Source organism: Delftia sp. ASV31 (assembly GCF_016428765.1).
Taxonomy (GTDB): Bacteria; Pseudomonadota; Gammaproteobacteria; order Burkholderiales; family Burkholderiaceae_C; genus Comamonas; species Comamonas acidovorans.
The window spans coordinates 1-24,596 of sequence record NZ_JAELTK010000066.1 but is presented as its reverse complement, the minus strand read 5'-3'; the positions used below and the strand labels follow the sequence as shown (position 1 = coordinate 24,596).

24 protein-coding genes are annotated in these 24,596 nt (G+C 65.4%); 14 read left to right on the top strand and 10 right to left on the bottom strand.

From position 1 onward, the window contains the following. Positions 1-15: 15 nt before the first annotated feature. Both JHD82_RS21035 and JHD82_RS21030 read right to left on the bottom strand, forming a co-directional pair. The gene (locus JHD82_RS21035; RefSeq protein ID WP_199138572.1) at positions 16-417 is read right to left on the bottom strand and encodes a hypothetical protein; all 402 of its coding nucleotides are present in this window, start codon (positions 415-417) and stop codon (positions 16-18) included. A gap of 451 nt (positions 418-868) precedes the next feature. Then, positions 869-1,282: a helix-turn-helix domain-containing protein gene (locus JHD82_RS21030; RefSeq protein WP_034347780.1), complete on the bottom strand. Its 414-nt coding sequence runs from the start codon at positions 1,280-1,282 to the stop codon at positions 869-871. Between the two features lie 95 nt (positions 1,283-1,377). Between JHD82_RS21030 and JHD82_RS21025 the strand changes: the two genes are divergently transcribed. After that, entirely contained in the window at positions 1,378-2,331 is a 954-nt protein-coding gene (locus JHD82_RS21025; protein WP_199138570.1) for an aromatic alcohol reductase, read from the top strand. Positions 2,332-2,819: 488 nt separating this feature from the next. Beyond that, complete coding sequence (gene hchA / locus JHD82_RS21020) at positions 2,820-3,668, top strand: glyoxalase III HchA (RefSeq protein WP_199138568.1); 849 nt, start codon at positions 2,820-2,822, stop codon at positions 3,666-3,668. 50 nt (positions 3,669-3,718) lie between these two features. Here the strand turns inward: hchA and JHD82_RS21015 are convergent, their stop codons facing one another. Continuing rightward, positions 3,719-4,654 (bottom strand): LysR family transcriptional regulator, encoded by a 936-nt coding sequence (locus tag JHD82_RS21015; protein WP_199138567.1) that lies wholly within the window; start codon positions 4,652-4,654, stop codon positions 3,719-3,721. A gap of 66 nt (positions 4,655-4,720) precedes the next feature. On the opposite strand from JHD82_RS21015, the gene JHD82_RS21010 reads away from it, so the two are divergent. From JHD82_RS21010 to JHD82_RS21000, 3 genes are all read left to right on the top strand, one after another. After that, positions 4,721-5,503: an SDR family oxidoreductase gene (locus JHD82_RS21010; RefSeq protein ID WP_199138564.1), complete on the top strand. Its 783-nt coding sequence runs from the start codon at positions 4,721-4,723 to the stop codon at positions 5,501-5,503. Between the two features lie 82 nt (positions 5,504-5,585). Further along, positions 5,586-6,053 (top strand): MerR family DNA-binding transcriptional regulator, encoded by a 468-nt coding sequence (locus JHD82_RS21005; RefSeq protein ID WP_183020242.1) that lies wholly within the window; start codon positions 5,586-5,588, stop codon positions 6,051-6,053. Next, positions 6,046-6,501, top strand: coding sequence for a PaaI family thioesterase (locus JHD82_RS21000; protein WP_199138563.1), 456 nt, complete (start codon positions 6,046-6,048; stop codon positions 6,499-6,501). Before JHD82_RS21005 ends, JHD82_RS21000 begins: the two co-directional genes overlap by 8 nt. Before the next feature lie 106 nt (positions 6,502-6,607). On the opposite strand, the gene JHD82_RS20995 is transcribed toward JHD82_RS21000, so the two are convergent. The 3 genes from JHD82_RS20995 to JHD82_RS20985 all read right to left on the bottom strand — a co-directional run bounded on the left by JHD82_RS20995 (position 6,608) and on the right by JHD82_RS20985 (position 11,864). Then, positions 6,608-7,909 (bottom strand): multidrug transporter MatE, encoded by a 1,302-nt coding sequence (locus JHD82_RS20995; protein WP_199138561.1) that lies wholly within the window; start codon positions 7,907-7,909, stop codon positions 6,608-6,610. 454 nt (positions 7,910-8,363) lie between these two features. Then, a complete protein-coding gene (locus JHD82_RS20990; RefSeq protein ID WP_043825515.1) occupies positions 8,364-9,479 on the bottom strand; it encodes a 3-deoxy-7-phosphoheptulonate synthase in 1,116 nt (371 codons plus the stop codon). Positions 9,480-9,551: 72 nt separating this feature from the next. Further along, positions 9,552-11,864 (bottom strand): hypothetical protein, encoded by a 2,313-nt coding sequence (locus tag JHD82_RS20985; protein WP_199138559.1) that lies wholly within the window; start codon positions 11,862-11,864, stop codon positions 9,552-9,554. Positions 11,865-12,053: 189 nt separating this feature from the next. Here JHD82_RS20985 and JHD82_RS20980 point away from each other — a divergent pair, with 189 nt between their 5' ends. From JHD82_RS20980 to JHD82_RS20960, 5 genes are all read left to right on the top strand, one after another. Further along, a complete protein-coding gene (locus JHD82_RS20980) occupies positions 12,054-12,797 on the top strand; it encodes a GntR family transcriptional regulator (protein ID WP_012203963.1) in 744 nt (247 codons plus the stop codon). Then, complete coding sequence (locus tag JHD82_RS20975; protein WP_199138557.1) at positions 12,794-13,612, top strand: 3-hydroxybutyrate dehydrogenase; 819 nt, start codon at positions 12,794-12,796, stop codon at positions 13,610-13,612. Before JHD82_RS20980 ends, JHD82_RS20975 begins: the two co-directional genes overlap by 4 nt. 85 nt (positions 13,613-13,697) lie before the next feature. After that, entirely contained in the window at positions 13,698-15,014 is a 1,317-nt protein-coding gene (gene fahA / locus JHD82_RS20970) for a fumarylacetoacetase (protein ID WP_199138556.1), read from the top strand. Positions 15,015-15,164: 150 nt separating this feature from the next. After that, positions 15,165-16,742, top strand: a complete 1,578-nt coding sequence (locus tag JHD82_RS20965) for an SPOR domain-containing protein (RefSeq protein ID WP_199138554.1) — start codon at positions 15,165-15,167, stop codon at positions 16,740-16,742. Positions 16,743-16,893: 151 nt separating this feature from the next. Beyond that, positions 16,894-17,244, top strand: a complete 351-nt coding sequence (locus tag JHD82_RS20960; protein WP_013803790.1) for an I78 family peptidase inhibitor — start codon at positions 16,894-16,896, stop codon at positions 17,242-17,244. A gap of 78 nt (positions 17,245-17,322) precedes the next feature. Here the strand turns inward: JHD82_RS20960 and hemW are convergent, their stop codons facing one another. The 4 genes from hemW to JHD82_RS20940 form a co-directional block, all read right to left on the bottom strand. Beyond that, a complete protein-coding gene (gene hemW / locus JHD82_RS20955) occupies positions 17,323-18,567 on the bottom strand; it encodes a radical SAM family heme chaperone HemW (protein WP_199138552.1) in 1,245 nt (414 codons plus the stop codon). Continuing rightward, positions 18,564-19,166 (bottom strand): RdgB/HAM1 family non-canonical purine NTP pyrophosphatase, encoded by a 603-nt coding sequence (gene rdgB, locus JHD82_RS20950; protein ID WP_012203957.1) that lies wholly within the window; start codon positions 19,164-19,166, stop codon positions 18,564-18,566. Before rdgB ends, hemW begins: the two co-directional genes overlap by 4 nt. A gap of 97 nt (positions 19,167-19,263) precedes the next feature. Beyond that, the gene (locus tag JHD82_RS20945) at positions 19,264-20,169 is read right to left on the bottom strand and encodes a PP2C family serine/threonine-protein phosphatase (RefSeq protein ID WP_012203956.1); all 906 of its coding nucleotides are present in this window, start codon (positions 20,167-20,169) and stop codon (positions 19,264-19,266) included. Continuing rightward, positions 20,166-21,197, bottom strand: a complete 1,032-nt coding sequence (locus tag JHD82_RS20940) for a serine/threonine-protein kinase (protein WP_199138550.1) — start codon at positions 21,195-21,197, stop codon at positions 20,166-20,168. The genes JHD82_RS20945 and JHD82_RS20940 overlap by 4 nt, the downstream gene beginning before the upstream one ends. Before the next feature lie 89 nt (positions 21,198-21,286). On the opposite strand from JHD82_RS20940, the gene JHD82_RS20935 reads away from it, so the two are divergent. From JHD82_RS20935 to JHD82_RS20920, 4 genes are all read left to right on the top strand, one after another. Next, a complete protein-coding gene (locus JHD82_RS20935) occupies positions 21,287-22,180 on the top strand; it encodes a YicC/YloC family endoribonuclease (protein WP_071954590.1) in 894 nt (297 codons plus the stop codon). Between the two features lie 44 nt (positions 22,181-22,224). Further along, positions 22,225-22,854 (top strand): guanylate kinase, encoded by a 630-nt coding sequence (gene gmk / locus JHD82_RS20930; protein WP_013803794.1) that lies wholly within the window; start codon positions 22,225-22,227, stop codon positions 22,852-22,854. 18 nt (positions 22,855-22,872) lie between these two features. Further along, the gene (rpoZ, locus tag JHD82_RS20925; RefSeq protein WP_012203952.1) at positions 22,873-23,076 is read left to right on the top strand and encodes a DNA-directed RNA polymerase subunit omega; all 204 of its coding nucleotides are present in this window, start codon (positions 22,873-22,875) and stop codon (positions 23,074-23,076) included. 100 nt (positions 23,077-23,176) lie between these two features. Beyond that, the coding region (locus JHD82_RS20920; RefSeq protein WP_199138548.1) for a bifunctional (p)ppGpp synthetase/guanosine-3',5'-bis(diphosphate) 3'-pyrophosphohydrolase at positions 23,177-24,596 on the top strand (1,420 nt) is incomplete at its 3' end.

Genomic DNA, 24,596 nt, shown 5'->3' with positions numbered 1-24,596 from the left:
TAGCAACCACTTATTTCAAACGCAAGCCCCGCACGCCAATCCCACCGCCACGCCCTCATCCGCAAACCGCTTGGCCGCCTTGAGCAGATAGCTCACGGCATAGAGGATGGGGTCGTCAGCCTCGTCGCCGTTCAGATGGTCCACCACCTCGATGGCATAGCCCAGGTCCACCGCCGTGTCGTGCAGCAGGCCGAGCAGTTCCTTGTCCTGCGGCTCCAGCGACTGCGCCTGATCGGCCTTCACGTAGTAGATGCGCAGCAGGTCGCGGCAGACGCAATTGATGGCCGTGATGTTGTGGCGGGTGTGCAGGTCCAGGACATCCAGCGCGGCGCCCATGTGCAAGACGGCGTCTATGGCGAGGTCGTCGAGCCGAGGCGCGGCAGAAGCCGCCGTTGAAGGATCGGGATGATGATGCATCCTGCGATGCTCGTTGAATCGGCGAGGGGCGTCTCTACGGAATTCGTAGAACGGAAGGCAAGCCAGGATGGTTGTCTTCGGCTTGGATACGACGATGGCGGCCACCCGTGGAAATGTCTCACCGGATTGCGCAAATCCTCGGAGTGCCGACTGCCTACCTTTACTGCGAGGACGATGATCTTGCTGAAGTGATCCTGGCATGGAGCAAGCTGGCTCGCGGTGGTCGGGCGCAGGCGAAAAAAGCTGTGCTGGGGTTGGTGGCTGAGCGCTAGGGCGAACAAACGGCAGCCCCTATGACGGCATGTTGGCAGGATTAAGCGACTAGGGATCGCTGCCTGCGTATTGATGTCGCCAAGGCAGGCTGCTCTTTTCAGACGATGGCAAACGGCCAGAAGCTGCTGTTGGCAATGACTGCTTGGCTGACCGCTTTATTAGTCAACACCGCAGCAGCCTATGAGTCGGCATCGCGGTGAAGAGTGTCAAACGTTTGCCTAGCTTCCCGAAAGTGGTCTGCATTCTCGACGATCCACGTCCACAGCGGCACCATGCGCAGGAGCAACTCCATGCCGGTTTCCGACAGCTCGTATTCCACCCTGGGCGGCACCTCTTCGAAGTCATGGCGCAGCACTAAGCCATCACGCTCCAACTGCCGCAGTGTCAGCGTCAGCATGCGCTGGGTGACGCCGTGCATACGCCTGCCAATCTCCGCGTGGCGCAGCCTGCCATACACCCCCAGCGTATGAAGAATGCCAAGCGACCAGCGGTTTCCGGCATGCGCAAGCACCTCGCGTCGCACCCCATCGTCATCGTCTCGCAGGCCATCGCAAACGTTCTGCGCGTATTGAAGAATTTCGTCTCGGTTCACTGTGGTTTTGCTCTCGGTATCACGCGTGTGCCTTCTTACATCATCTTCGGTGCGTGGCTAGACTGCCAGAACTCTCTCATTCTCCTGTCCACACGATGAACCAATTAGACCCTAGCGCGACGTCTCGAAACATCCTCGTCCTCGGTGCCGGCGAACTCGGCCTGCCGGTGCTTCGCAACCTCGCACTTCGCGCCAAGAGCGTGGCTGGTAGCAAGATCAGCGTGCTGCTGCGCGCCAGCGCCGTGGAATCCTCCGAGCCTGCCAAGCAGCGGGATATCTCGGAGATTCGTAGCCTCGGCATCGAGATCGTCCTGGGCGACCTAGTGAAAAGCTCCATCGATGAGCTTGCCGTGGTTTTCGCACGCTATGACACGGTGATCGGGTGCGCTGGCTATGCAGCCGGCATCAACACACCGATGAAGCTGGCGCGGGCCGCGCTGCAGTCAGGCATTCCCCGGTACTTCCCCTGGCAGTTTGGGGTCGACTTCGACGTGATCGGCCGGGGTGGCCCGCAGGACATCTTCGACGCACAGCTCGACGTGCGTGAGCTGCTGCGCAGCCAGAATCAGACGGAGTGGGTCATCATCTCCACCGGCATGTTCATGAGCTACCTGTTCGAGCCCGAGTTCGGCGTCGTCGACCTGCACAACGATGCGGTCCACGCCCTGGGAAGCCTCGATACCGCAGTGACGTTGACCACTCCCGACGATATCGGCGCGCTGACGGCCGAAGTGGTGTTCGCCCAACCCCGCATCCGCAACGAGATTGTGTATCTGGCAGGCGACACCGTGACTTACGGCGAGGTGGCGGACAAGCTGGAGGCGGGCCTTGGCCGCTCTTTCACCCGGTCGGTATGGACCGAGCAGTACCTGCTGGATGAACTGGCGCGCGACCCGCAAAACATGATGAGCAAGTACCGTGCAGCCTTTGCCCAGGGGCGCGGCATGTCGTGGCCCAAGAGCGGCACGTTCAACCAGCGCCGCTCCATTCCGGTAACGGACGTGTCGTCGTGGATTCATGCCAACCTGGCATCTCGCCGCGCCGAATGATGGGGTTTAAGGCGAGCGCTTCTGGCTTCTCAGTTGGCAACGGAATCTGTCCGCAATCAGCGACGATGGCTCGAAAGCCGACTCCCGCAAACTGAAACTGAGCGACAGCAACGGGTCGCCAGCCGACTGCTGGCCGCCAGATTCAGGCTGGTTGTGCTCTGTGAACTGATGCGCAACGAGCCCGAACCTGCCATTGCCTGCAAGCGCCATTCATGCAGCAAAAGCAACTGGCTACGGAGCAAATTGCATCGAGCAATCCGAAGCCCTGAAGTGCACGTTCACCGCATCGGCCGCACAGGCCACGCCGGTCAGAAAGGCTTGGCTCCGAGTCTTGCGACTATGAACGACATGGACTCGGTCGGGAACATCGAACAGATGCAAGCGGATCGTCAACTTTGTCTGCACTGCATTGACGGAAATGCCTCACTGCCACAGGTTTTTTGCCGCAGCATAGTTGGACCTTCCGCAACCTACCCGAGAGGTACCCCATGGCTGAACAAGCGACCCAGGACAAGCAACCTCAACCTGACCCGGCCGAGTTCAATGCGTTCTTTCCATCCCGCTACTCGCTCAGTCAGTTCACGTCGCCCAAGTCCGACCTGCGGGATGCCGATTACGCGACAACCTATCAAGGGAGCAAGAAGATCCTGATGATAGGCGCGGACGAGCGCTACCTGCTGACCGACAACGGCAGCTTCTTTTCCACCGGCAACCATCCCGTCGAAACCTTGCTGCCCATGTACCACCTCGACAAGGCAGGCTTCGCCTTCGACGTGGCAACGGTTTCGGGAAATCCCGTCAAGTTCGAGTTCTGGGCCATGCCCTCCGAAGACGAGACGGTCAAGGGCTTCTTCAACAAGTACCACCCGCAGTTCAAGGAGCCGCTGCGCCTGTCGTCTGTGCTTGCGCAGGGCCTGGAGCAATATGCAGCCATCTTCGTGCCTGGCGGGCATGGCGCGCTGATCGGCCTGCCCGACAGCCGTGACGTGGGAGCGGTGCTGGAATGGGCGGCCGCCAACAACCGGTTCGTCATCTCCCTGTGCCACGGCCCTGCCGCCTTCCTCGCGGTTGGCGACAGCGACATCTACCGTGGCTACAAGATATGTGCCTTCCCCGATGCGCTCGACGCGCAGACCCCCGACATCGGCTACATGCCGGGTCACCTGACCTGGAAGTTCGGCGAAAGACTCAAGGCCTTGGGCATCGAGATCGTGAACGATGGCATCTCGGGCGCGGTGCACCGGGACCGCCAGCTCATCACGGGCGACAGCCCGCTGGCTGGCAATGCGCTCGGCAAGCTTGCCGCCGAAACCTTGCTCGCGGAAGTCGCGGCCTGAAGTAAACGTTTCCGTTTCGTGTTGTCAGCCGCAGCAAGGCGAAGTTCGACTCAGGGTCGTTCCACTGTCGCCTTTTCCGCTGGCGGCTGCAGCCCGTCTGCCAGCGCCACACCCAGCGCGTCAATGACCGCCCGCACGCCCGGCACGTTGCGGCGGTCGCGGTGATAGGCCAGGTACACCGGGCAGGACGGCAGTGGCGCGTCCACCTCCAGCCGCACCAGGCCGGGCACGGCATGGGCCATGGCGTCGGGCAGCAGGCAGATGCCCTGACCTTGCTCCGTGGCCTCCTGGCGGGCCAGGTCGGAGCCGGATCGAAAGACGAACCGGGTGGCGCCCCGGCTGGCCAGCCACAGGTTGGAGGCGTCCTGCCTGCCGGTGGCCAGGTCCTGTCCCACGAAATCGTGGCTGGCGAAGTCCTGCACGCGCAGGTGGCGACCCGGCAGGCGCTGCTCGACATAGCCGTGCGAGGCGTACAGGCCAAACGTCAGTTGCCCCGCCCATTTCTCCACCACCACGGCCGAGCTGGAGCGCCCGACCCTGAGCGCCACATCCACTTCGCGCCGCCCGACATCCGTGAAGCGCGACTCCACGGCCACTTCGATATGCAGGCCGGGATGCGCGCCTCTCAACTGCGAGAGCACGGCGGTCACGGGCTTCACGAAGCCCTCGCCCATGCTGACGCGGATGGTGCCGGTCAGCGCATGGGCCTTCTCATCGGGCCGGTCGTCGCGCTTGATGCCACCCAGTCCCAGCTCGAACTGCTCGGCCAGCTCCACCAGTTCCATCGCATCGGGCTCGACCGTCGTCCCTGCGCTGCTGCGGTGTACCAGGGCGCGGCCCAAAGATTGCTCCAGCGCCTCGATGCGCCGCGCGACGGTGGAGGTGGACAGGCCCAGGGCAGCGCCTGCGGCAAGCAGGCTTTGGTGGCGGTGAAGCGCCAGGAGCACGCGCAGGTCATCCCAGGTGGTGGGCGGTTGGTTTTTCATGAATGCAAATCAGCTTACCAGCGCTGCCCATTCCCAGCCGGGCACCCCGTCGCAATACTCGAGTGCATGAAAACCCCTTTTGATTTCTCCCAGAAAACCGTCCTGGTGACCGGCGCCTCCATGGGCATCGGCGAAGTATTCGCCAGGGAACTTGCCCGCCGTGGCGCCAAAGTCGTGCTGATCGCGCGCAGCCGCGACAGGCTCGAGAAGCTCGCCAGCGAATTGCCCGGCGCCGAATTCCTGGTCGAGGACCTGGCCACACCCGGGGCAGCCCGGCGGGTCTTCGATGCCGTCAGCGCCAGGGGCCTGCTGCCGGATCTGCTGGTGAACAACGCCGGCTTCGGCACCCACGGCAGGTTTGATGAACTGGCGCTGGACATGCAGCGGGAGACCATCGACCTGAATGTGGGTGCCCTGGTGGAGCTGACGCACCTGTGTCTCCCCGCACTGGAGCAGCGCCAGGGCGGCGTCATCAACATCGCCTCCACGGCAGCGTTTCAGCCGGTCCCGTACATGGCGGTCTACGCCGCGACCAAGGCCTTTGTCCTTTCGTTCAGCGAAGCGCTCTGGGCCGAGTACCGGCCGCGCGGCGTGCGCGTGCTGGCGTTGTGCCCGGGCGCTACCGACACGGCGTTCTTCGCCCGCGCCGGCGAGGCCGCATCCTTCGGGAAAAAAGCGTCCAGCGAGGACGTGGTTCGCCTGGGGCTGATAGCCTTCGACGACAACCGCGCCTCGGTGGTGCACGGTTGCGCCAACTACCTGACGGCCCTGGGCGCCCGCGTTGCCACGCGCGAGTTCATGGCCCGGTTCACGGCGCGCGTGATGAGGCCTGCCGCGCAGCCGGCTTGAAGACGACTGGCCAGAGACAGCGATAGAAAAACCTGTCACCTCCCCAACCCTAGCCCAGCACAAGCCTTGCTAGCCTTGGCACATGCTGATCTCCGAACTCGCCCAGCTCACGGGCGTCTCCATCCACGCGCTGCGGCACTACGAGCGCGCGGGCCTGCTCAAGCCCCGGCGCCTGCCCAATGGCTACCGCGACTATCCGCGCTCGGCCCGGCGCGAGGTGGTGTTCATCGCCATGTCCCGCGCGCTGGGGTTCGGGCTGCCGCGCATTGCGGAGAACCTGCGCGCCTGGCGTGCGGGGCGCATAGGTCCCGGTGACCTGGCCGATGCCGTGCAGCAGCGCGTGCAGGAGATAGACGAACAGATCGCCGCGCTGCAGGCCCAGCGCGCCCAGGCCCTGGACCATGTGCAGTGGCTGCGCGCCCGCCAGGCCGAGCGGGATCTGGCGCAGACGGCACCGGCCCCAGCCAGCACCCCCGACAAACCCGCCGCGCCCTGGCCGCGCGTGCGCCGTGCCGCTTCACCCACCACGAAGGAGACAAGCCATGACTGAGCCGACCACGCACCCCACCCCATCCACCCAGGCGCTGCAGAACGCCGTGCTGGCCATGCCCATGGCGCGCACCCTGGGCCTGCGCTTCGTGCGGGCCGAGCCCGGCGCCACCGAGCTGGAAATGCCCATTGCCGATGCCCTGTGCTTTCAGCCGGGCCAGTTGCAGGCCACGGCGATCTTTGCGCTGGGCGACTTTGCGGCGGTGTCGGCCGCAGGTTCACTGCTGCCTGCTGGCTGGGCCAATGCCACGGTGGACGGCAGCGTGAAGCTCTTCGCCCCCGCACGCGGCACCCACCTGCGGGCGCGCGGCCGCGTGGTGGATGCCGGCCGCGTGCTCAGCATCTGCGCAGCCAACCTGTACGCGGTGGCGGAGGATGGACATGAAACGCATTGCGCGACATGGCTGGGGACGGCGCGCAATCTGGAGCCCAGGCCAGCACGGGCCTGAGGGCGCTCCCGCCCCCTCCCCACCCCGTATGTCAGCGCCTGCGTCGTGGCGGTTGCGGGGTTGCGAGGTTGTCGAAGGGCAGACGACCTCGCCAAGGCCACCACGGCTACAAGCTTTCCTTCAAGCCAATCTTCTCTTCAGATAGAGACTCTCGCCTATTGTGAATAAGCAATACCAACATCACACAGGACATGAGAGAAGAAAACGAGAAAATATAGTTGATCAGGGAATAACTGGAGCCATGAAAACCCAATGAAATTGGAGCAAAAAATATCACTGCATAAATAGTCCAAAAAATCATTCTTGATGACCAATAAAGACCTAGCCCGCCAGAAATTGTTGCCGCATAGAAGAACACCACATCCGTAACTCCTTTGCACACCAAGGAAAGGAATCCCTCACCGACAATTTGAGAACCATTCGCTTCTGATATTTCATAGAACAGCATGAATACAGACAATGCAACAACTGGAATAATGGCACAAAAAATCATCAATAACGATGAATCTCTAATGAACTGAAATTGCACTACCCATTTTCCACGATTTTTGGATATCTCCATTGCCAGAAGTGCACAGACTCCCATGGCAGGCAGTTCTGCCAACAGCAATATGGCAGAAGCTTGAGATTGAATTGCAGAATACATTGCACCCAGCCCTGCAACAGACATTGACAATATATAAAGCAGATATTTCCCAAAGAACGCATTGGCATAGCCAGGGATCAAAACGGAAAATATTCTTCTGCCAGGCAATGCACGAAAATTGAATGAAAATCTGAATTGACAGTATTTCCGCATCAAAGCATATGCGGCAACGGAAAAAATGATGTCACTGAACAGATAGGCAAGAGCGACAGAATCATCGCTCATCCACTTATTCTTCCCAAGCAGCACCAGCACAACAATCACACAGGCTGCGTGGAAAAAAACCTGCCACATTCTGAATTTTGCAACGATGGCAGTATGTGATCTTGACTCAAGAACGCAGCCACATACATTGATGATTCCGAAGAAGGGAATACACAGAATTATCAATCTTGCCTGGGATATGGCTCCATCCAATAGCTCCTCTGGCAAACCGGATATCAGGGTTTTCGAGATAACAGGAAGCCAATACACCAGAATAAAACAAAACCCGGTGTACAGGAATACCAGCCAAAACAGCAAACTGATGAGCGAGTCCGATTGCTCCTTATCTTTGCTGGCAGCCATTTCTGAAAAGAAGATGGCGCCAATACTCGCAGGCAATACAAAGAAAAGTGATGCAAAGGAAAGGGCTATGCTGAATTGGGCAACGAGAGTCGAGCTATAAAAACTAATGGCAAAAATGGTGACCATGGAGGCAAGCGGTGGGGCGGAGCGCCCCACTGCAAGATCAAATACCCGCTTTGCATCGCCAGGCCTCATACTTGATCCTCCTCCGCAGAATCAAAACCCATGATATATGACCCGAATTCTTTGAAATGAAGATCCTGGTCTTCTTTGATAGAGCGATTCATTTTCCTTGTCCTCCGCCCCTCTCATCCAGGAATATGGACCACCATAACAATGGCGGCCAAATATATTGGTGCAATCCTCGAAATACATCTGGATGCAGCAATAGAAGAATCTTTTAATTCGATATGAATAAATCAATCATTCATTGCAAAAATGCATGATGCAATCGGACTGATCTGAAAGTATTGATACACAGCCTGGGCTGCACCAGCGCCTGAATGGAATCCGCAGTCTGCCGACCCTGCTTTTACATCGGCGACTCATATGCACGCCACTGCGCTGTGGCGATTGCATTGCAGTCCTGCCGAAGGACAGGACTGCCCCATTGCCTGACGCGGGTCCAAAACAGACCCGGCCAGTCAACTCACCCCCGCAGCTTCGCCCGCCGCGCCTTCACCGCCGCAGCCAGCTGCTCCAGCACAGGCACGGTCTGCTCCAGGCTGATGCAGGCATCGGTCACGGACACGCCATGCGCCAGCGGCTGGCCGTCCACGATGTCCTGCCGCCCTTCCTGCAGGTGGCTTTCGATCATCAGCCCCGTGATGCGGGCATCGCCACCGGCGATCTGCTGGGCCACGTCGGCCGCCACGTCGATCTGGCGGCGGTGCTGCTTGCTGCTGTTGGCGTGGGAGACATCGATCATGACCTGCGGGCGCAGGCCTGCGCCTTCCAGCAGGGCGCAGGCGGCCTGCACATGCTCGGCGCCGTAGTTGGGCTGCTTGCCGCCGCGCAGGATGACGTGGCAGTCGCCATTGCCGCGGGTCTCGAAGATGGCGGACTGGCCCATCTTGGTCATGCCCATGAAGGCGTGGGGCGCGCTGGCCGCCTGGATGGCATCGCTGGCCACCTTGACGCCGCCGTCCGTGCCGTTCTTGAAGCCCACGGGGCAGGACAGGCCGCTGGCCAGCTGGCGGTGGCTCTGGCTTTCCGTGGTGCGCGCGCCGATGGCGCCCCAGCTGACCAGGTCGCTGATGAATTGCGGCGACAGCAGGTCCAGGAATTCCGTGCCCACGGGCAGGCCCAGGGCCAGCACGTCCAGCAGCAGGGCGCGGGCCATTTCCAGGCCTTCGTTGATGGCGAAGCTGCCGTCCAGGTGCGGGTCGTTGATGTAGCCCTTCCAGCCCACGGTGGTGCGGGGCTTCTCGAAGTAGACGCGCATGACCACGAGCAGCTCGCCGGCCAGGGCGTCGGCCTGGGCCTTGAGCTGGCGCGCATAGTCCATGGCCTGGTCGTGGTCGTGGATGGAGCAGGGACCGACGACGACGATGAGCCGGTCGTCCCGGCCCTGCAGCACGTCCGAGATGGCGGCGCGGCTGGTTTCCACCAGTTGCTGCGCGGCTTCGGGCGCGGGCAGCCATTCCTGCAGCAGGGCCGGGGTGATCAGGGGGCGCACGGCCTTGATGCGCAGGTCGTCGATGCGGGTGGTGTCGTGCGTGCTCAGGGGCACGGCACTGCGTTGTACGTGGGTGGGGGTGGTCATGACGCTATTGTCGCGCCTTGAGGTTTCCCGACCGGGGCGGCGCAAGTGGCTTGCCCGCCCCTTGGCCTTGACTTACTGAGCCGCCGGTGCCGGTGCCGGTGCCGGTGCCGGTGCCGGTGCCGGTGCCGGTGCCGGTGCCGGTGCCGGTGCTGGTGCCGCTGCTGGCGCAGGCGCAGGTGCGGACCCTGGTGCAGCCGGCACAGCGGCCGGTGCCGCGCCGTACTGCCAGCCGGCGGGCAGCAGGCCATCGACCCAGTGCAGGCGCCAGGCCATCAGCGCCAGCAAGGCCACCACGGCCAGCGCCACCAGGGTGTTGCGCAGGCCGTTGCCTTCCGCATAGGGATCGCCCGCCGTGCGCCGTGCACCCACCGGCACCTTGGCGGTCTGCGAGAGGCTGCGGCCCAGCGGCAGGTTGATGCGCATGCGGCCGTTGATGGCCCAGCCGCTGGCGTCCAGGATGGGCCCCAGGCTGCGCTGGCGCAGCTTGAGCCAGGCAATCATCATGCTGGGCCCGGAGATGGCCGCGATGAGGCCGACCAGGGCCACGGGAATCCAGGGCCCCAGGTCGATGAACTTGCCGAAGATGCCCACCAGCACGGCGCTGATGGAGCCCAGGGCCACGCCCAGGGCGGCCACGGTGCCCACATCGGTCTTGCGCGATGCGGCCGCAGCGGTGGCGGCTGTAGCAGCTGTGGCGTTGGCCGCAGCGGTGCCGGGCGCCGTGACCAGCTGGCCGGCCTGTGTGCCCAGGCTGGCGGTCACGCCCTCTTCCTTGGCCGAGGCGCGCTTGGCCACCTGTTCCTCCACCATGCGCAGGAATTTCTTGTAGGGCAGGAAGAAGGCCTGGCCGATGCTGGTGGGGTTCTCGATGAGCTTGACGATGGTGGCGTCCCAGTCGTTGCCCGCGCGGTCATAAAACACGCCGTTGCGGCCCACGAAGAGAAAGTCCACGTCGCCCGCCGTGAAGGCCGCGACGATGGCTTTCTTCTTGCCCTCGCGCCGCAGCTCGCAGTAGGCCAGGCAGGTCTTGGCGCGGCCGGCCAGCGCGGCGTGGGCGGCGGTGTCGCTCACTTCCACGGTCAGGTCGCAGCTGCGCGCATCCAGGTAGAGCGTGCCGGCCTGGAAGGCCGCGCCCTCGCGCCGGTAGAAGCTGCTGAACGAGACGAAGTTGTTGAGCAGCGCCAGCAGGTCGCGCTGCAGGCGGATGAGCTTTTCCAGCGCCACGGCCTGCAGGCTGTGTTCCTTCTCGGACTCGTCCTGGGCAATGAGGTCCAGCAGCGCGGCTTCCTGCCCGCCGTCCAGCAGCGCCTGCACCTCCTGTTGAGGCAGGGCATCGAGCGGCGTGGCGGGCCGGGCCGCCAGCCATTGGCGGCAGGGCTGCAGGGCGGCCTTGACCTGCTCCCACTGCGCGGCGGTGATCTCCTGCAGGTCTTCGCCCAGCACGGGCTGCACGGCCTGCTCGCGCAGGGCCTGCAGCGCGCCGGCCCAGGCGGGGTTGACGCCCTGCGCCAGCGGCAGCGCGCGGTCGGCCGCCACGGCGGCCAGCGGCAGGGAGGCAATGGCCTGGGCGCCGCTGTCCAGCACTTCGCGGCCCAGGGCGGCATAGCCTTCGATGGAGGGGTTGAGCGGGTCCTGCGCGCGCGTGTCGAAGGCGGCCAGCCGCGTGCGTGCGAAGAAGTCGTCCACCTTGGCCTGCACCGCGTCCACGGCGCGGGCGGCGGCCAGGGCCTGGTCGCGCTCGGCAATGCCGCAGCCCAGGGCCTCGGCGCCTGCATGCCAGTCGCGCAGGGAACGCAGGTCGGCATAGAAGGACTCGGCCTGCTTGCGTGCGATGCCGGCCACGCCATCGGCGCCCGCCGCCGTGCCGTAGGCCTTGCCGATGCGCTCGACCAGCGCGGCCAGCGCCTTGTCGTCCCCGGCGGTGGCGGGGCTGACGATGCCGTCGCCATTGAAGCGCATGGCAGCCAGGGAGGCCAGGCGCTCGCGCACCTGGGCCAGGCTCAGCGCGGCGCCGCCGGCCTGGCCGGACAGGGCCAGCATGCGCTCGGCCTCGGCATGCAGCAGGGCGCCCTGCTCGCTGTCGCGCTCCAGGCTGGACAGTTGCAGCACGTCGCCGCCATCGGCCAGCACCTGGGGGTCACGCACGCGCGCCACGGCCCATTGGCAGGCGGCGATCAGTTCGGGCGGGCGGATGCGGCCGTCCTTGTCTTCGTCGATCAGGTCCAGCGTGTCGCTGTCGAACTCGATGCCGCGCGTGGGGCAGGCCAGGGCCACCCACAGCTTCTGGTCCAGCTCGCCGATGTGCGCAATGTCCTGCCCGGTGCGGATGACCACCTGGTCCACTCCACCGGCGCGAAAAAACTCCCAAGCATGTTGCTGCTGCATGAAATACCCAACGGCCGCTCTGGCCAACATTCAAAAAACGAAAACGAAAAACGGAAAAAGGGCCGCAGTTTAAAAGTCATTCGGCCTGCTCAATTGAAGACATTTGTCAACGATGGGCGTCAGCACAGGCTGTCAGGGCTGGCGCTTTGTGTGAAAATAAAAGCACTGAATAGATACTTTATTACCTCCATGCCCTCCAACTCCACCGCGTCGGCCCCTCAACAAGGCCGGGACAAGCTGCACCTGCAGCTGGCGCGGCTGTTCCGCAGCAAGGTGTCCACGGGCGCCTGGCCCGTAGGCAGCGCCATTCCCACGGTGCAGGAGCTGGAGGCGCTGCATGGCGTGTCGCGCACCACGGTGCGCATGGCACTGGGCGCCCTGGTGGCAGAGGGCCTGCTGCTCACGCGCAAGCGCGGCGGCACGCGGGTGATTGCGGCGCCCTACAAGCCGCCGTCCTTTCTGCTGCCCACCAGCTGGAAGGAGCTGGTGGCCTTTGGCGCCCACATCGGCCAGATCACCCTGCACACCGGGCGCGACTGCCTGCCGCCGATTCCCGAAGGCTTCCCCGACGTGGGCCGCATGGCCCCCGCCTACGTGCACCTGCTGCGCGTGTACGACCATGACGCGGCGCGGTTCTGCCTGTCGCAGCTGTACCTGGAGCAGGAACTGTTCCCCGAGATCGAGGCCCAGTTGGAGCGCAGCTCCCTGGCCGTGGCCCTGAGCAGCGACCCCTCGCGCATTGCCGTGGCGCGCCAGCACCTGAGCGTGGCGCCGGCCGACGAACTGGCCGCCGAGCACCTGGGCGTGGCCCTGGGCACGCCGCTGATGCAGGCGCTGCGCTGGGCCTGCAACGCCGATGGGCTGCTGATCTACTGGGCACGGGTCCGCTTTCTCAGCGAGTACGTGCATATGGAAATGGATCTCCTGAAATGAACCCCACCCCCTCCACCCCGGCTTGTCGCCCGCATGCGGGCCGCGTGGCCTGGATCACCGGCTCGACCAGCGGCATCGGCCTGGCCGTGGCGCGCCATCTGGCCAGCGAGGGCGCAGCCATCGCGCTGCATGGCCAGGCCGCCGCATCGGCCGAGACCGATGCGCTGGTGCGCGAGATCGCCCAAACGCATGGCGTGCCGGTGCGCCACTACGGGCTGGACCTGCGCGACGGCAGCGCCATCGCACCGCTGGCGCAGCGCATTGCGACCGAGATGGGCGCCATCGACATCCTGGTCAACAACGCAGGCATGCAGCATGTGAGCCCGCTGCTCGAATTCCCGGCCGGCAAGTGGGACGAGCTGCTGGCCGTCAATCTCTCGGCGCCCTTCCACGCCATCCAGGCCTGCGCGCCGCAGATGCTGGAGCGCGGCTGGGGCCGCATCATCAATATCGCCTCGGTCAGCGGGCTGGTGGGCGTGGCGCGCAAGCCGGCCTATGTGGCCAGCAAGCACGGGCTGATCGGGCTGACCAAGTCGGTGGCGCTGGAGTTCGCCACCACGCCCGTGACCTGCAACGCCATCTGCCCCGGCTGGGTGCTGACGCCACTGGTGCAACGACAGATCGATGCGCTGGCCGCGCGCGAGGGGCTGGATGCCGACGCGGCGGCGCGCAAGCTGCTGGGCGCCAAGCAGCCCTCCCAGGCCTTCGTGACCGTGGAGCAGGTGGCGGCGCTGGCCGGTTTCCTGGCCAGCGAGCAGGCCGCCCAGGTGCGCGGCGCACACTGGAACATGGACGGCGGATTTGCCGCCGCCTGACCCCGGCCCGCCCCGCCTCGCCTCGCCCTGCCCCGCCAAACCCCTTTTCATACCAACGACAGACAAACCCAACCAGGAGAGACAGATGTCCTTGAACGAAACCCATGACGCAGGCCTGCGCAGCTGGGTGGCCTCGGCCAACACCGGCGCCAGCGACTTCCCCATCCAGAACCTGCCGTTTGCGGTGTTCCGCCGCGCAGGCAGCCAGGAGGCCTGGCGCGGCGGCGTGGCCATTGGCGACCAGGTGCTGGACCTGGCGCGCGCAAGCGCCCTCAAGGCCATGGGCGATGCCGTGCAGCCGCAGCTGGAAGCCGCTTCGCAACAGCACCTGAACGGCTTCATGGCCATGGGACCTGCCGCCTGGTCGGCCCTGCGCCTGGCACTGTCGCGCGCGCTGCGCGAAGGCGCTGCCGCACAGGCGGCGCTGCAGGATTGCCTGGTGGCCCAGTCCGACGTGGAGTACACGGTGCCGGCCCAGGTGGGCGACTACACGGACTTCTATACCTCGGTGCACCACGCCACCAACGTCGGCAAGCTGTTCCGCCCGGACAACCCGCTGATGGAGAACTACAAGTGGGTGCCGATTGGCTACCACGGCCGTGCGTCCAGCCTGCGCGTGTCGGGCGTGGACTTCCGCCGCCCCATGGGCCAGCTGAAGGCGCCCGACGCCACCGCACCCGCGCTCAAGCCCTGCGCACGCCTGGACTATGAGCTGGAGATGGGCATCTACACCGGCGCCGGCAACGCCTGGGGCGAGGCGATTTCCATGGACGAGGCAGAGAACCACATCTTTGGCCTGTGCCTGCTCAACGACTGGTCGGCGCGCGACATCCAGGCCTGGGAATACCAGCCGCTGGGCCCCTTCCTGTCGAAGAACTTCGCCACCACGGTCTCGCCCTGGGTCGTGACGCTGGAGGCGCTGGAGCCCTACCGCACGGCCTTCACGCGGCCCGCCGCAGATCCCCAGCCCCTGCCCTACCTGAGCTCGGCCGCCAATTCCGAGCGCGGCGCGTTCGACGTGCAGTTGAGCGTGGCGCTGGAGACCGGCCGCATGCGCGCCGAAGGCCGGGCCGCCCAACAGATCACCCACACCAGCTACCGACACGCCTACTGGACCATGGCCCAGCTGGTGGCCCACCACAGCGTCAACGGCTGCGACCTGCAGCCCGGCGACCTGCTGGGCACGGGCACGCTGTCCGGCCCCACCTCCAGCGAGGCCGGTGCGCTGCTGGAGCTGACCGAAGGCGGCAAGAAGCCCGTGGCGCTGGCCAATGGCGAGAGCCGCACCTTCCTGCAGGATGGCGATGCCGTGATCCTGCGCGGCTGGTGCGAGAAGCCGGGCGCCGCGCGCATCGGCTTCGGCGAGTGCCGCGCCACCGTGCTGCCCGCGCGCCAGGCCTGATGGCAAAGGCAGATTGATCGGGGCCGATGGAGGGGCCCGATTGATCTGCGCGATTGATCTGCGCGATGGATCTGACCGATTGATTCACCCGATCGATCCGCCCGAATGTCGTGATTCCGACAGCCATGAGTGCATGACACAATTGCTGACATGCCCGCCCCATCGGAAGACGCCATCTCAGCACCTCCCGCCACCATCGACTTCGGAAGGCAGGCGGCCCCTGCCCGGCAGGAGCCCGCCTTTGCCGAGCCCGGCAGTGCCAGCAGGCCCGACACGGCCGACTCTCCCAAGAGCCCCAGCAAACTGCCGCCCTCGATAGCCAGCGCCTTCGCCGCCGCAGCCTATGCGCTGCAGCACGGCGATGACGCCGCTGCCCCCAACGAGCGGGCAGGCGCCGGCGCACATTCCGGCGTCACCAGCTTCACGGGCGGACAGGGCACCGGCCTGATGCCGGGCCTGTACGCCAGCCTGATTGGCGAGCCCTCACGCGACTACTACCTGCGCCTGTTCGAGCGCTTCGATGCGCTGGGAAAGCCCTTGCCTACCTGGAACCTGGCCGCAGGCCTGTTCACCCTGCCCTGGTGCGGGCTGCGCGGGCTGTGGCAAGAGGGCGGCCTCTATGCGCTGGCCGCCGGCGGCACGGGCCTGGTCTGGGGCCTGCTGCTGCGCCCCGCGCTGGGCCTGCCCCCGGCGATTGCCCACGGCATCGATGCCACGCTGATCCTGCTGGCCATTGCCATTCCCGGCCTGGGCGCCAATGCCCTGTACTGGCACCATGTGCGCCGCCACACGCTGCAAGCCATTGGCGAGGCCCCCAACATGGCCGCAGCGCACGAACGCCTGGCCCGCCGCGCGGCCACGCCCCTGCGCAAGCGCCTGGCCGTGGCGGCCGGTGCGGTGCTTGCCGCCGCTGCCGGTGCAGGCATCTGGGCGCTGTCGGGCATGCCACATTTCATGGCGGCACAGACCGAGGCGATCCCGTCCGAATCCATACCGGCCGCTGCACCAGTTGCGCCAGCTGCACCAGCCGTGGCGCCAACGCCCGCCGCAGCCGTACCTGCCGTTGAAACGCCAAGGACGGAACCGGCGCCCGCGCCCGCACCCGCACCCGCACCCGCCCCCATACCCCAGCCGCAAGAGCCGGTTGCCCAGACCGAGGCGCGCCCTGATCCGCAAGCGCCCTTGCCCGCTGCCGGCAGCACCGTCTCCGGCACGGTCGAACCCATGCCCGGAGTGGCAGCGACCGGCGCCGCGGGTGCCGTCGCGGCCACTGCAGCGGCAGCCATTCCCGTCAAGGCCGCGTTGGTGCCAGCCAAAGCACCTGCGCCTGCGCCAGCGTCCGTGCACGCAGCCACGCCAGCGCCCGCCAAGCCCTCCAAGGTGGCGGCTGAAACCAAGCCCGCCAAGCCCGCCGAACCCGTCGCAAAGGCCCCGGCACCTGCCAAAGCCGCCTCGGCGGCTCTGGAGCCGGGCAACTACTACATCAACATCGGCGTGTTCTCTGAAGCTGGCAATGCCGGGCGCGTGGTGGAGCGGTTGGAGAAAGCCAAGCTGCCCACGTTCAGCCAGACCCTGCACAGCAACAAGGGCGAGATCGTGCGCGTGCGCTCGGGCCCCTTTGCCAAGCAGCGCAGCGCCGATCAGGCGGCCGCCAAGATACGCGCCATGGGCATGGAGGCCACGGTCTTCCACCACGCCCCCGCGGAAGGCCGCACCGCGCGGCGCTGAAGCCTTTGCTGCCACCTGTTACTTCCGCATGCCTTCGGCTTCGCCTTGGCCCGGCTCAGCCCGGCTAAGGTATGCGGCATTGTCCGAGGCAGCGCGCCCGCGCCTGCCCTGATACTGCGCAGCAACACCCCATGAATCGAGGAGACAGACCATGCCGATGACCGCCCCCGCCCTCCAACGCCGCCTTGCCGCCCTGGCCCTGCTGGGCGCCACCACCCTGGTGGCAGGCTGCGCCGGCATGAGCAATCCTTTTGGTGGCAGCGGCGGCGGCGCGGCGCAACCGGCCCCGCGTCCCGTGCAGGTCTGCAATGCGGCATCGGCGCAGTCCTTCGTGGGCAAGAGCAATACTTCGGCCACGCTGGAGGCCGCCCGCAAGCAGTCGGGCGCCTACATGGCCCGCGTGCTGCGCGAAGGCCAGCCAACGACGATGGAGTTCAACCAGGAACGCCTGAACCTGGTGGTCGACGGCACAGGCCGCATCGTGGCCGTGCGCTGCGGCTGATCGCCGACCGATTGCGCGGTGGCGCTGGACGAAAAAATGGACGCCGAGGCGTCCTTTTTTCAATGGTCGTTGGCCCGCTCACTCCGCCAGGAACAGCTCCTGCAGATCGCTGAGGAAGTCAAAACCCCGCTCCGTGGGCACCACCCGCCCCAGGTCGCGCGTGATCAGGCCCTTGGCCTGTGCGGCGTCCAGCCCCTTGGCGATGGAGGACAGCGGCAGGCCCGTGCGCTCCATGAATTCCTGCAGCGCAAAGCCTTCGCGCAGGCGCAGCGCGTTGAGCATGTACTCGAAGGGCAGGTCGGCACGGCGCACCTCGCCGTCCTGCGCCAGCGGCGCGCCGGCCAGGGCCTGGTCCATGTAGCGCGCGGGATCGCGAAAGCGCACCTGGCGCACGATGCGGTGCGCAAAGCTGAGCTTGCTGTGCGCGCCCGCGCCTATGCCCAGGTAGTCGCCGAACTGCCAGTAGTTGCGGTTGTGCCAGCACTGGTGGCCCTCACGCGCATAGGCCGAGATCTCGTAGCGCTGCATGCCCGCGGCAGCGGTGCGCGCGGTGATGCGGTCCAGCATGTCGTAGGCCAGGTCGTCCTCGGGGATGGCCGGCGGAAACTTGGCGAAATACGTATTGGGCTCGATGGTCAGGTGATAGACCGACAGGTGCGGCGGGGCGAAGGACATGGCCACATCCAGGTCCCGCGCCAGGTCCAGTTCGGTCTGGCCGGGCAGCGCGTACATCAGGTCGATGTTGAAGGTCTCGAAGCTGTCGGCCGCCTCGCGCACGGCCGCACGCGCCTGGGCGCCGTCATGCACGCGGCCCACGGCCTGCAGCAGGCGGTCGTCAAAGCTCTGCACGCCAATGGACAGCCGCGTGACACCGGCCGCGCGGAAGGCGCGGAAGCGGTCGGTCTCGAAGGTGCCGGGGTTGGCCTCCATGGTGATCTCGCAGTCGGCCTCCATGCGCAGGCGCGCTCGGATGGCGGCCAGCAGCCGGTCGATGGACTCGGGCGCGAACAGACTGGGCGTGCCGCCGCCGATGAAGATGCTGTGCACGGTGCGGCCCCAGATCAGCGGCAGCGCGCTTTCGAGGTCGGCGACCAGGGCGTCGATGTAGCGGTCTTCGGGCAGCTCGGGGCCGTCGCGGCCATGCTCGTGCGAGTTGAAGTCGCAGTACGGGCACTTGCGAATGCACCAGGGCAGGTGCACATACAGCGACAGCGGCGGCAGGCTGCCCAGCTGCAGCGTGCCGGGGCGCATGTAGTGCTGGATGTCGCGCTGCACGGCGGCCTGGGCGCCGGAGGCCGAATCCTGGGGCTGGATGGGAATCATCGCACCCAGCGCTCGCGCACGAGTTCGATCATCTGCAGCGTGGCGCGGCCGCGGTGGCTGTGCGCGTGCTTCACGGCCGGGTCCATCTCGGCAAAGGTCTGGCCCAGCTCGGGGATGTACATCACGGGGTCGAAGCCGAAGCCCTGCGTGCCACGGCGCTCGGTGGTGATCTCGCCGAGCACACGGCCCATGGCGATCAGCGGTTCGGGGTCCCTGGCGCTGCGCACGCCCACCAGGGTGCTGACCATGGCGGCGCGGCGGTCGGCCACGCCCTGCATCTGCTCCAGCAGGGCGCGCACGTTGTTGTCGTCGCTTTTCTCGTAGCCGAACTGGGTGCAGTAGTAGGCCGTGTCCACGCCCGGCAGGCCGCCGAAGTGCGAGACGCACATGCCGGCGTCGTCGGCAATGGCGGGCAGGCCCGTGCGCTCGGCCGCGAAGCGGGCCTTGGACAGCGCGTTCTCCACGAAGGTGCAATGCGGCTCGGGCGCCTCGCCCTCGAACAGGTCGCCCTGGCGAATCAGTTCAACGCCCAGCGGGGCGAACATGGCTTGCAGCTCGGCGAGCTTGCCGCGGTTGTTGGAGGCCAACACAATCTTCATCGTAGAAATCCAGTCGGGCGCACGTGCGCCCTTTGTCGTCAATAGGTGGTTGTCCATGCGCGCCACCGGCACCGCTGCTGCGGGCCGGCAGCGGCGTTCAGCGCTTGAACTGGCGCTCGGCCGAGCGGCGTATCGCCTCGTTGATCTCGGCGATGGAGCGCTCGATGGCGGCGTCATCCAGCTCATCTTCCAGGTCTTCGATTGGCCCCCCCTGGATCGTGGATTCAAACGCGTCGTTCTCGATATCCTGGGTGGAGATGCCCATGGTGGACTCGAAGGCGTCGGGCGTCTCCCACTCCATGGCGATGGCCGTGACGTTGTCGCTGGCATCGCCCGCGTTGCGCAGCGCCGTTTCCACCAGTTGCGGGATGGCCTGGGACACGGTGCGACCATGCAGGGTGCGCATCAGGTGCCCTTCGTCCACGCTGCCCCACAGGCCGTCGGAGCAAAGCAGCAGCTTGTCGCCCTGCTCCAGCCGGCGCGGCTCGGTCACGTCGTAGATGGGCTTGGACGGCGAGCCCAGGCAGGTGAACAGCACATTGCGGCTGGATGTCTTGAGCTGCGCGGCGATCTCGCCCATCTCCAGATAGGAGTGGTCGCGCGTGCGCACCAGCAGCTCGCCACCGCGCACCAGGTACAGGCGCGAGTCGCCGCAGTGGATCCAGGTGATCTTGCCCTTCTGGATGACGGCCGCCACCAGCGTGGTGCGCGGCGTATCGATCATGCCCTTGGCGCTGGCGTAGCGCAGGATCTGCCGGTGCGCGTGCAGCAGCGCATCGACCAGAAAGCCCTGCGGATCGTCCAGCAGCGGCTTGGCCTGGCGCTGGAAATGCACGGACATCACCTGCAGCGCCAGCTGCGCGGCGACCTCGCCTTCGGGATGGCCGCCCATGCCGTCGGCCAGCACGAAGAGCACGGCCTCCCGCGTGTAGCAGTAGCCCATGCGGTCTTCATTGAGCGCCCGGCCGCCGCGGCGGCTCAGCTGAAATACCGAAAACCTCATGGCTTGCGCTCCTGGCCGACGGCCGGCAGGACTGCCGCGCCGCTGATCTTCTGCATGTTCTTCTTGGCGTCGGTCACCAGCGTGTCCAGTTGCAGGCGCATGCGCTCGGAGACACTGAGCTTGGTGTAGCGGCGCTCACCCTCGCGGCTCAACTCCTTTTGCAGCGCAAACACCGACTGCGGGCGCGAACCCGGGTCCATGGCCATGCACCATTCGACGACTTCGATGAGGTTGTCCGAGTACACGCCGCGCAGCTTGGTCAGCGCCAGCGTGAGCCGGTCCTTGTCCTGGCGCTGCGGCGCCTCGTTGGGCGGAAAGCCCTGCATGCAGGCATAGATGCAGGCGCCAATCGCGTAGATGTCGGTCCAGGGGCCGAGCGACGCATCGCGGCGGTACATCTCGGGCGCGGCAAAGCCCGGCGTGTACATGGGGCGGATGAAGTTGCCCTCCTTGGACAGCACCTCGCGCGCCGCGCCGAAGTCGATCATCACGGCGCGGTCGTCATTGGTAATGAAGATGTTGGCCGGCTTGATGTCCAGGTGCAGCATCTTGTGCTGGTGCACGATGCGCAGGCCGCGCAGCACCTCGTCGAACAGCGAGCGGATGGTCGATTCGCGGAACACCTTCTCGGCCTTGAGCTCGCGCGCGGTGACAACGAAGTCCTGCAGGGTGGCACCCTCCAGGTAGTTCATCACCATGTAGACGGTTTCGTTCTCGCGAAAGAAATTGAGCACGCTGACCACGGAAGCGTGCGAGATCTGTGCAAGGGAACGCCCTTCCTCGAAGAAGCTCTTGAGGCCCAGGCGGTACAGTGAAAGCTTTTCGGGAGCCACGGCGGGCTGCAACTCTCCGGGGGCACGGGTGGCCAGCGATGCGGGCAGGTATTCCTTGATCGCAACCTGCTTGCCCTCTGCATCCAAGGCCAGGTAAACGACGCCGAAACCGCCGGAAGCAAGCCTGCGCACCACCCGATAGCCGCCGATCGTGCTGCCTGGCGGCAATGGCGCCGGCTTGATCTTGGAAGACATTTTTCTCCGGTGAGTCTCAGGGATGAGGCGAAACCCGGATAATCGGGCAATTGCAAGCATCCATCAAAAGTCCAATGCCAGTTTACAGCATGACCGGATACGCCAGTGCCCAGCACGGCGCGTCCGCAGAAGATGGTGGAGCGTCGGGCCGCAACAGCCGGCTCGGTCTGGAGATCCGCTCGGTCAACAGCCGCTTCCTGGATCTTTCGTTCCGCCTGCCCGACGAGTTGCGCGCCCATGAGCCGGCCCTGCGGGCCCTTCTGACCGCCCGCCTCAAGCGCGGCAAGGTCGAAGTGCGCGCCGCCATCGACAACGACGACGGCAACTCCCTGCCCGACCCCTCCACCGCCATGCTGCAGCGCCTGGCCATGCTCCAGGACACCGTCCAGTCATGGCTGCCCGACGCTCGCAGCCTGTCCGTCTCCGACGCACTGCGCCTGGCCAGCAGCGGCGCCAACTCGGCCATCGACTGGAGCAGCATGCTGCCCACGCTGGCAGAGCAGGCCCTGACCGAACTGCTGGAAGCCCGCGCCCGCGAAGGCAAGCGCCTGGCCACCATGCTGCTGGACCGCATCGCCCAGCTGCGCAAGCTCGCGGCAGACGCCACGCCCCTGGTGCCCCAGCTCGTGGAGCAGCAGCGCCTGCGCTTCATGGAGCGCTGGAAAGAAGCGATGGCCCTGGCCGAAGGCGCCGTGGCGCCCGAAGCCGCCCAGGACCGCGCCCTGACCGAGGCCACGGCCTTTGCCATCCGCATCGACGTGGCGGAAGAAGTCACCCGCCTGGACTCGCACCTGGACGAGATCCAGAGCCTGCTCAAGAAGGGCGGCGAGATCGGCAAGCGCCTGGATTTCCTGATCCAGGAACTGCACCGCGAAGCCAACACGCTGGGCTCCAAGTCCGCCACGCTGGAGCTGACCCGCATCAGCGTGGACATGAAGGTGCTGATCGAGCAGATGCGCGAGCAGGTGCAGAACATCGAATAAGCCCATCACAGATGCCCATGCGTAACCAAACTGCGCACAAATCCATGGATTACCCCGGAAACCTCTTTGTCGTCTCGGCCCCCAGCGGGGCCGGCAAGTCCAGCCTGGTGCGAGCCTTGCGCGAGTTCGATGCGCGCGTCTCGCCCTCCGTCTCCCACACCACCCGCGCGCCGCGTGGCCAGGAAAAGCACGGCCGCGAGTACTACTTCGTCTCCGACCAGGAATTCGACACCATGGTGTCGAACAACGCCTTCGTCGAATGGGCGAATGTGCACAGCCGCCGCTACGGCACGGCCAAGAAGGCGCTGGAAGAGCGCATCCAGGTCGGCACCGACGTGCTGCTGGAGATCGACTACCAGGGCGCGCTGCAGGTCAAGGAAGCGTTTCCGAACGCCGTTCTGATCTTCATCCTGCCGCCCAGCTGGGACGAGCTTCGGGCACGCCTGGAAAACCGGGGCGAGGATGCGCCCGAGGTGATCGAGCTGCGCCTGACGAACGCGGCCGAGGAGATGGCCCAGGTGGCGAAATTCGACTTCGTTATAATCAACGAATTGTTCGAGAGCGCACTGTTTGATCTCAAGACGATCATCCACGCCCAGCGCCTCAAGTATGCGGCTCAGCGCAGCCGCCGCGCAGAGACCTTCGAGTCTCTCAATATTTCTGTACCCAACTGACGTTTCCCGGAGATCCTGATGGCACGCATCACTGTTGAAGACTGCCTGGAGCAGATCCCTAACCGCTTCCAGCTCGTGTTGGCCGCCACCTACCGCGCCCGCATGCTGAGCCAGGGCCACACGCCCAGGATCGAAACCAAGAACAAGCCCGGTGTCACCGCCCTGCGCGAGATCGCAGAAGGCAAGGTCGGCCTGGAGATGCTGAAGAAGGTTCCGGGCTGATTTGCTGCAAAGCAACACAATGGCCCCACAAAGAGCACCGCACAGCGGTGCTTTTTTACATGAAGCCTGCACAAACCCGCATGCACGCTACATTTAAGTCATGAAAGCGGCCTTGACTTCGTTCACAGCCCCCTCTGATCCCGTACCGACACCCCGGCCCGAGCGCATGTCTGCAGAGCAGGCAGCGACCGTGTCGGCCAATGCCTTTGCCGGACTGATGGAGCACCTGGGTTACCTGGATGCCACCAGCATCGAGCAGGTGCGCGAAGCCTATGCCTTTGCCGACCTGGCCCACAGCGACCAGTGGCGCAGCAGCGGCGAACCCTACATCACCCATCCCATTGCCGTCACCGCGCTGTGCGCGAGCTGGAAGCTCGACGCCCCGGCCCTGATGGCCGCGCTGCTGCACGATGCGATGGAAGACTGCGGCGTCACCAAGGCGGACCTCGCCCAGCGCTTCGGCCAGGACGTGGCCGAGCTGGTCGACGGCCTCACCAAGCTGGACAAGCTGCAGTTCAACACGCGTGAGGAAAACCAGGCCGAGTCCTTCCGCAAGATGCTGCTGGCCATGGCGCGCGATGTGCGCGTCATCCTGATCAAGCTGGCCGACCGCACCCACAACATGCGCACCATGGGCGACATGCCGCGCAACAAGTGGGGCCGCATCTCGTCGGAGACGCTGGAGATCTACGCACCCATCGCCCACCGCCTGGGCCTGAACCAGACCTACCGCGAGCTGCAGGACCTGGCCTTCCGCCACCTGCATCCCTGGCGCTATGCCACGCTGGAAAAGGCCATCGCCCGCTCGCGCAAGCGCCGCCGCGACCTGGTCCAGCGCGTGCAGGACGAGGTCAATGCGGAGTTCGCCGGCGCAGGCCTGCAGGCACGCCTGGCCGGGCGCGAAAGCACGCTGTATTCGCTCTATCTGCGCATGGAGAAGAACCAGCTGAGCTTTGCCAAGGTGACGGACGTCTACGGGTTTCGCGTCATCCTGCCGCGCGTGATCGACTGCTACACCGCGCTGGGCGTGCTGCACCAGATGTACAAGCCCATGCCGGGCCGCTTCAAGGACTACATCGCCATTGCCAAGAACAATGGCTACCAGTCGCTGCACACCACGCTGGTGGGCCCCTCGGGCGTGAACATCGAGTTCCAGATCCGCACCGAGGAAATGCACATCGTCGCAGAGGCCGGCGTCGCCGCGCACTGGCTGTACAAGGCCCAGCCCGGCCACGATTCCGAGCAGTTGGGCACGCAGTGGCTGCAGTCGCTGCTGGACATACAGAACGAGACGCGCGATGCGGCCGAGTTCTGGGACCACGTCAAGGTGGACCTGTTCCCCGACGCCGTCTACGTGTTCACGCCCAAGAGCGAGATCATGGCCATGCCGCGCGGTGCCACCGTGGTGGACTTCGCCTATGCCATCCACAGCAAGGTCGGCAACCACATGACGGCCGCGCGCATCAACAACGAGGAAGTGCCGCTGCGCACCGAACTCAAGAGCGGCGACGTGGTGCAGA

Excerpts from the sequence above, each read along its gene's own strand:
- JHD82_RS21035 (WP_199138572.1), bottom strand. The coding sequence starts at position 417 with ATGCATCATCATCCCGATCCTTCAACGGCGGCTTCTGCCGCGCCTCGG.
- JHD82_RS21025 (WP_199138570.1), top strand. The coding sequence starts at position 1,378 with ATGAACCAATTAGACCCTAGCGCGACGTCTCGAAACATCCTCGTCCTC.
- hchA (WP_199138568.1), top strand. The coding sequence starts at position 2,820 with ATGGCTGAACAAGCGACCCAGGACAAGCAACCTCAACCTGACCCGGCC.
- JHD82_RS21015 (WP_199138567.1), bottom strand. The coding sequence starts at position 4,654 with ATGAAAAACCAACCGCCCACCACCTGGGATGACCTGCGCGTGCTCCTG.
- JHD82_RS21010 (WP_199138564.1), top strand. The coding sequence starts at position 4,721 with ATGAAAACCCCTTTTGATTTCTCCCAGAAAACCGTCCTGGTGACCGGC.
- JHD82_RS21005 (WP_183020242.1), top strand. The coding sequence starts at position 5,586 with ATGCTGATCTCCGAACTCGCCCAGCTCACGGGCGTCTCCATCCACGCG.
- JHD82_RS21000 (WP_199138563.1), top strand. The coding sequence starts at position 6,046 with ATGACTGAGCCGACCACGCACCCCACCCCATCCACCCAGGCGCTGCAG.
- JHD82_RS20995 (WP_199138561.1), bottom strand. The coding sequence starts at position 7,909 with ATGAGGCCTGGCGATGCAAAGCGGGTATTTGATCTTGCAGTGGGGCGC.
- JHD82_RS20990 (WP_043825515.1), bottom strand. The coding sequence starts at position 9,479 with ATGACCACCCCCACCCACGTACAACGCAGTGCCGTGCCCCTGAGCACG.
- JHD82_RS20985 (WP_199138559.1), bottom strand. The coding sequence starts at position 11,864 with ATGCAGCAGCAACATGCTTGGGAGTTTTTTCGCGCCGGTGGAGTGGAC.
- JHD82_RS20980 (WP_012203963.1), top strand. The coding sequence starts at position 12,054 with ATGCCCTCCAACTCCACCGCGTCGGCCCCTCAACAAGGCCGGGACAAG.
- JHD82_RS20975 (WP_199138557.1), top strand. The coding sequence starts at position 12,794 with ATGAACCCCACCCCCTCCACCCCGGCTTGTCGCCCGCATGCGGGCCGC.
- fahA (WP_199138556.1), top strand. The coding sequence starts at position 13,698 with ATGTCCTTGAACGAAACCCATGACGCAGGCCTGCGCAGCTGGGTGGCC.
- JHD82_RS20965 (WP_199138554.1), top strand. The coding sequence starts at position 15,165 with ATGCCCGCCCCATCGGAAGACGCCATCTCAGCACCTCCCGCCACCATC.
- JHD82_RS20960 (WP_013803790.1), top strand. The coding sequence starts at position 16,894 with ATGCCGATGACCGCCCCCGCCCTCCAACGCCGCCTTGCCGCCCTGGCC.
- hemW (WP_199138552.1), bottom strand. The coding sequence starts at position 18,567 with ATGATTCCCATCCAGCCCCAGGATTCGGCCTCCGGCGCCCAGGCCGCC.
- rdgB (WP_012203957.1), bottom strand. The coding sequence starts at position 19,166 with ATGAAGATTGTGTTGGCCTCCAACAACCGCGGCAAGCTCGCCGAGCTG.
- JHD82_RS20945 (WP_012203956.1), bottom strand. The coding sequence starts at position 20,169 with ATGAGGTTTTCGGTATTTCAGCTGAGCCGCCGCGGCGGCCGGGCGCTC.
- JHD82_RS20940 (WP_199138550.1), bottom strand. The coding sequence starts at position 21,197 with ATGTCTTCCAAGATCAAGCCGGCGCCATTGCCGCCAGGCAGCACGATC.
- JHD82_RS20935 (WP_071954590.1), top strand. The coding sequence starts at position 21,287 with ATGACCGGATACGCCAGTGCCCAGCACGGCGCGTCCGCAGAAGATGGT.
- gmk (WP_013803794.1), top strand. The coding sequence starts at position 22,225 with ATGGATTACCCCGGAAACCTCTTTGTCGTCTCGGCCCCCAGCGGGGCC.
- rpoZ (WP_012203952.1), top strand. The coding sequence starts at position 22,873 with ATGGCACGCATCACTGTTGAAGACTGCCTGGAGCAGATCCCTAACCGC.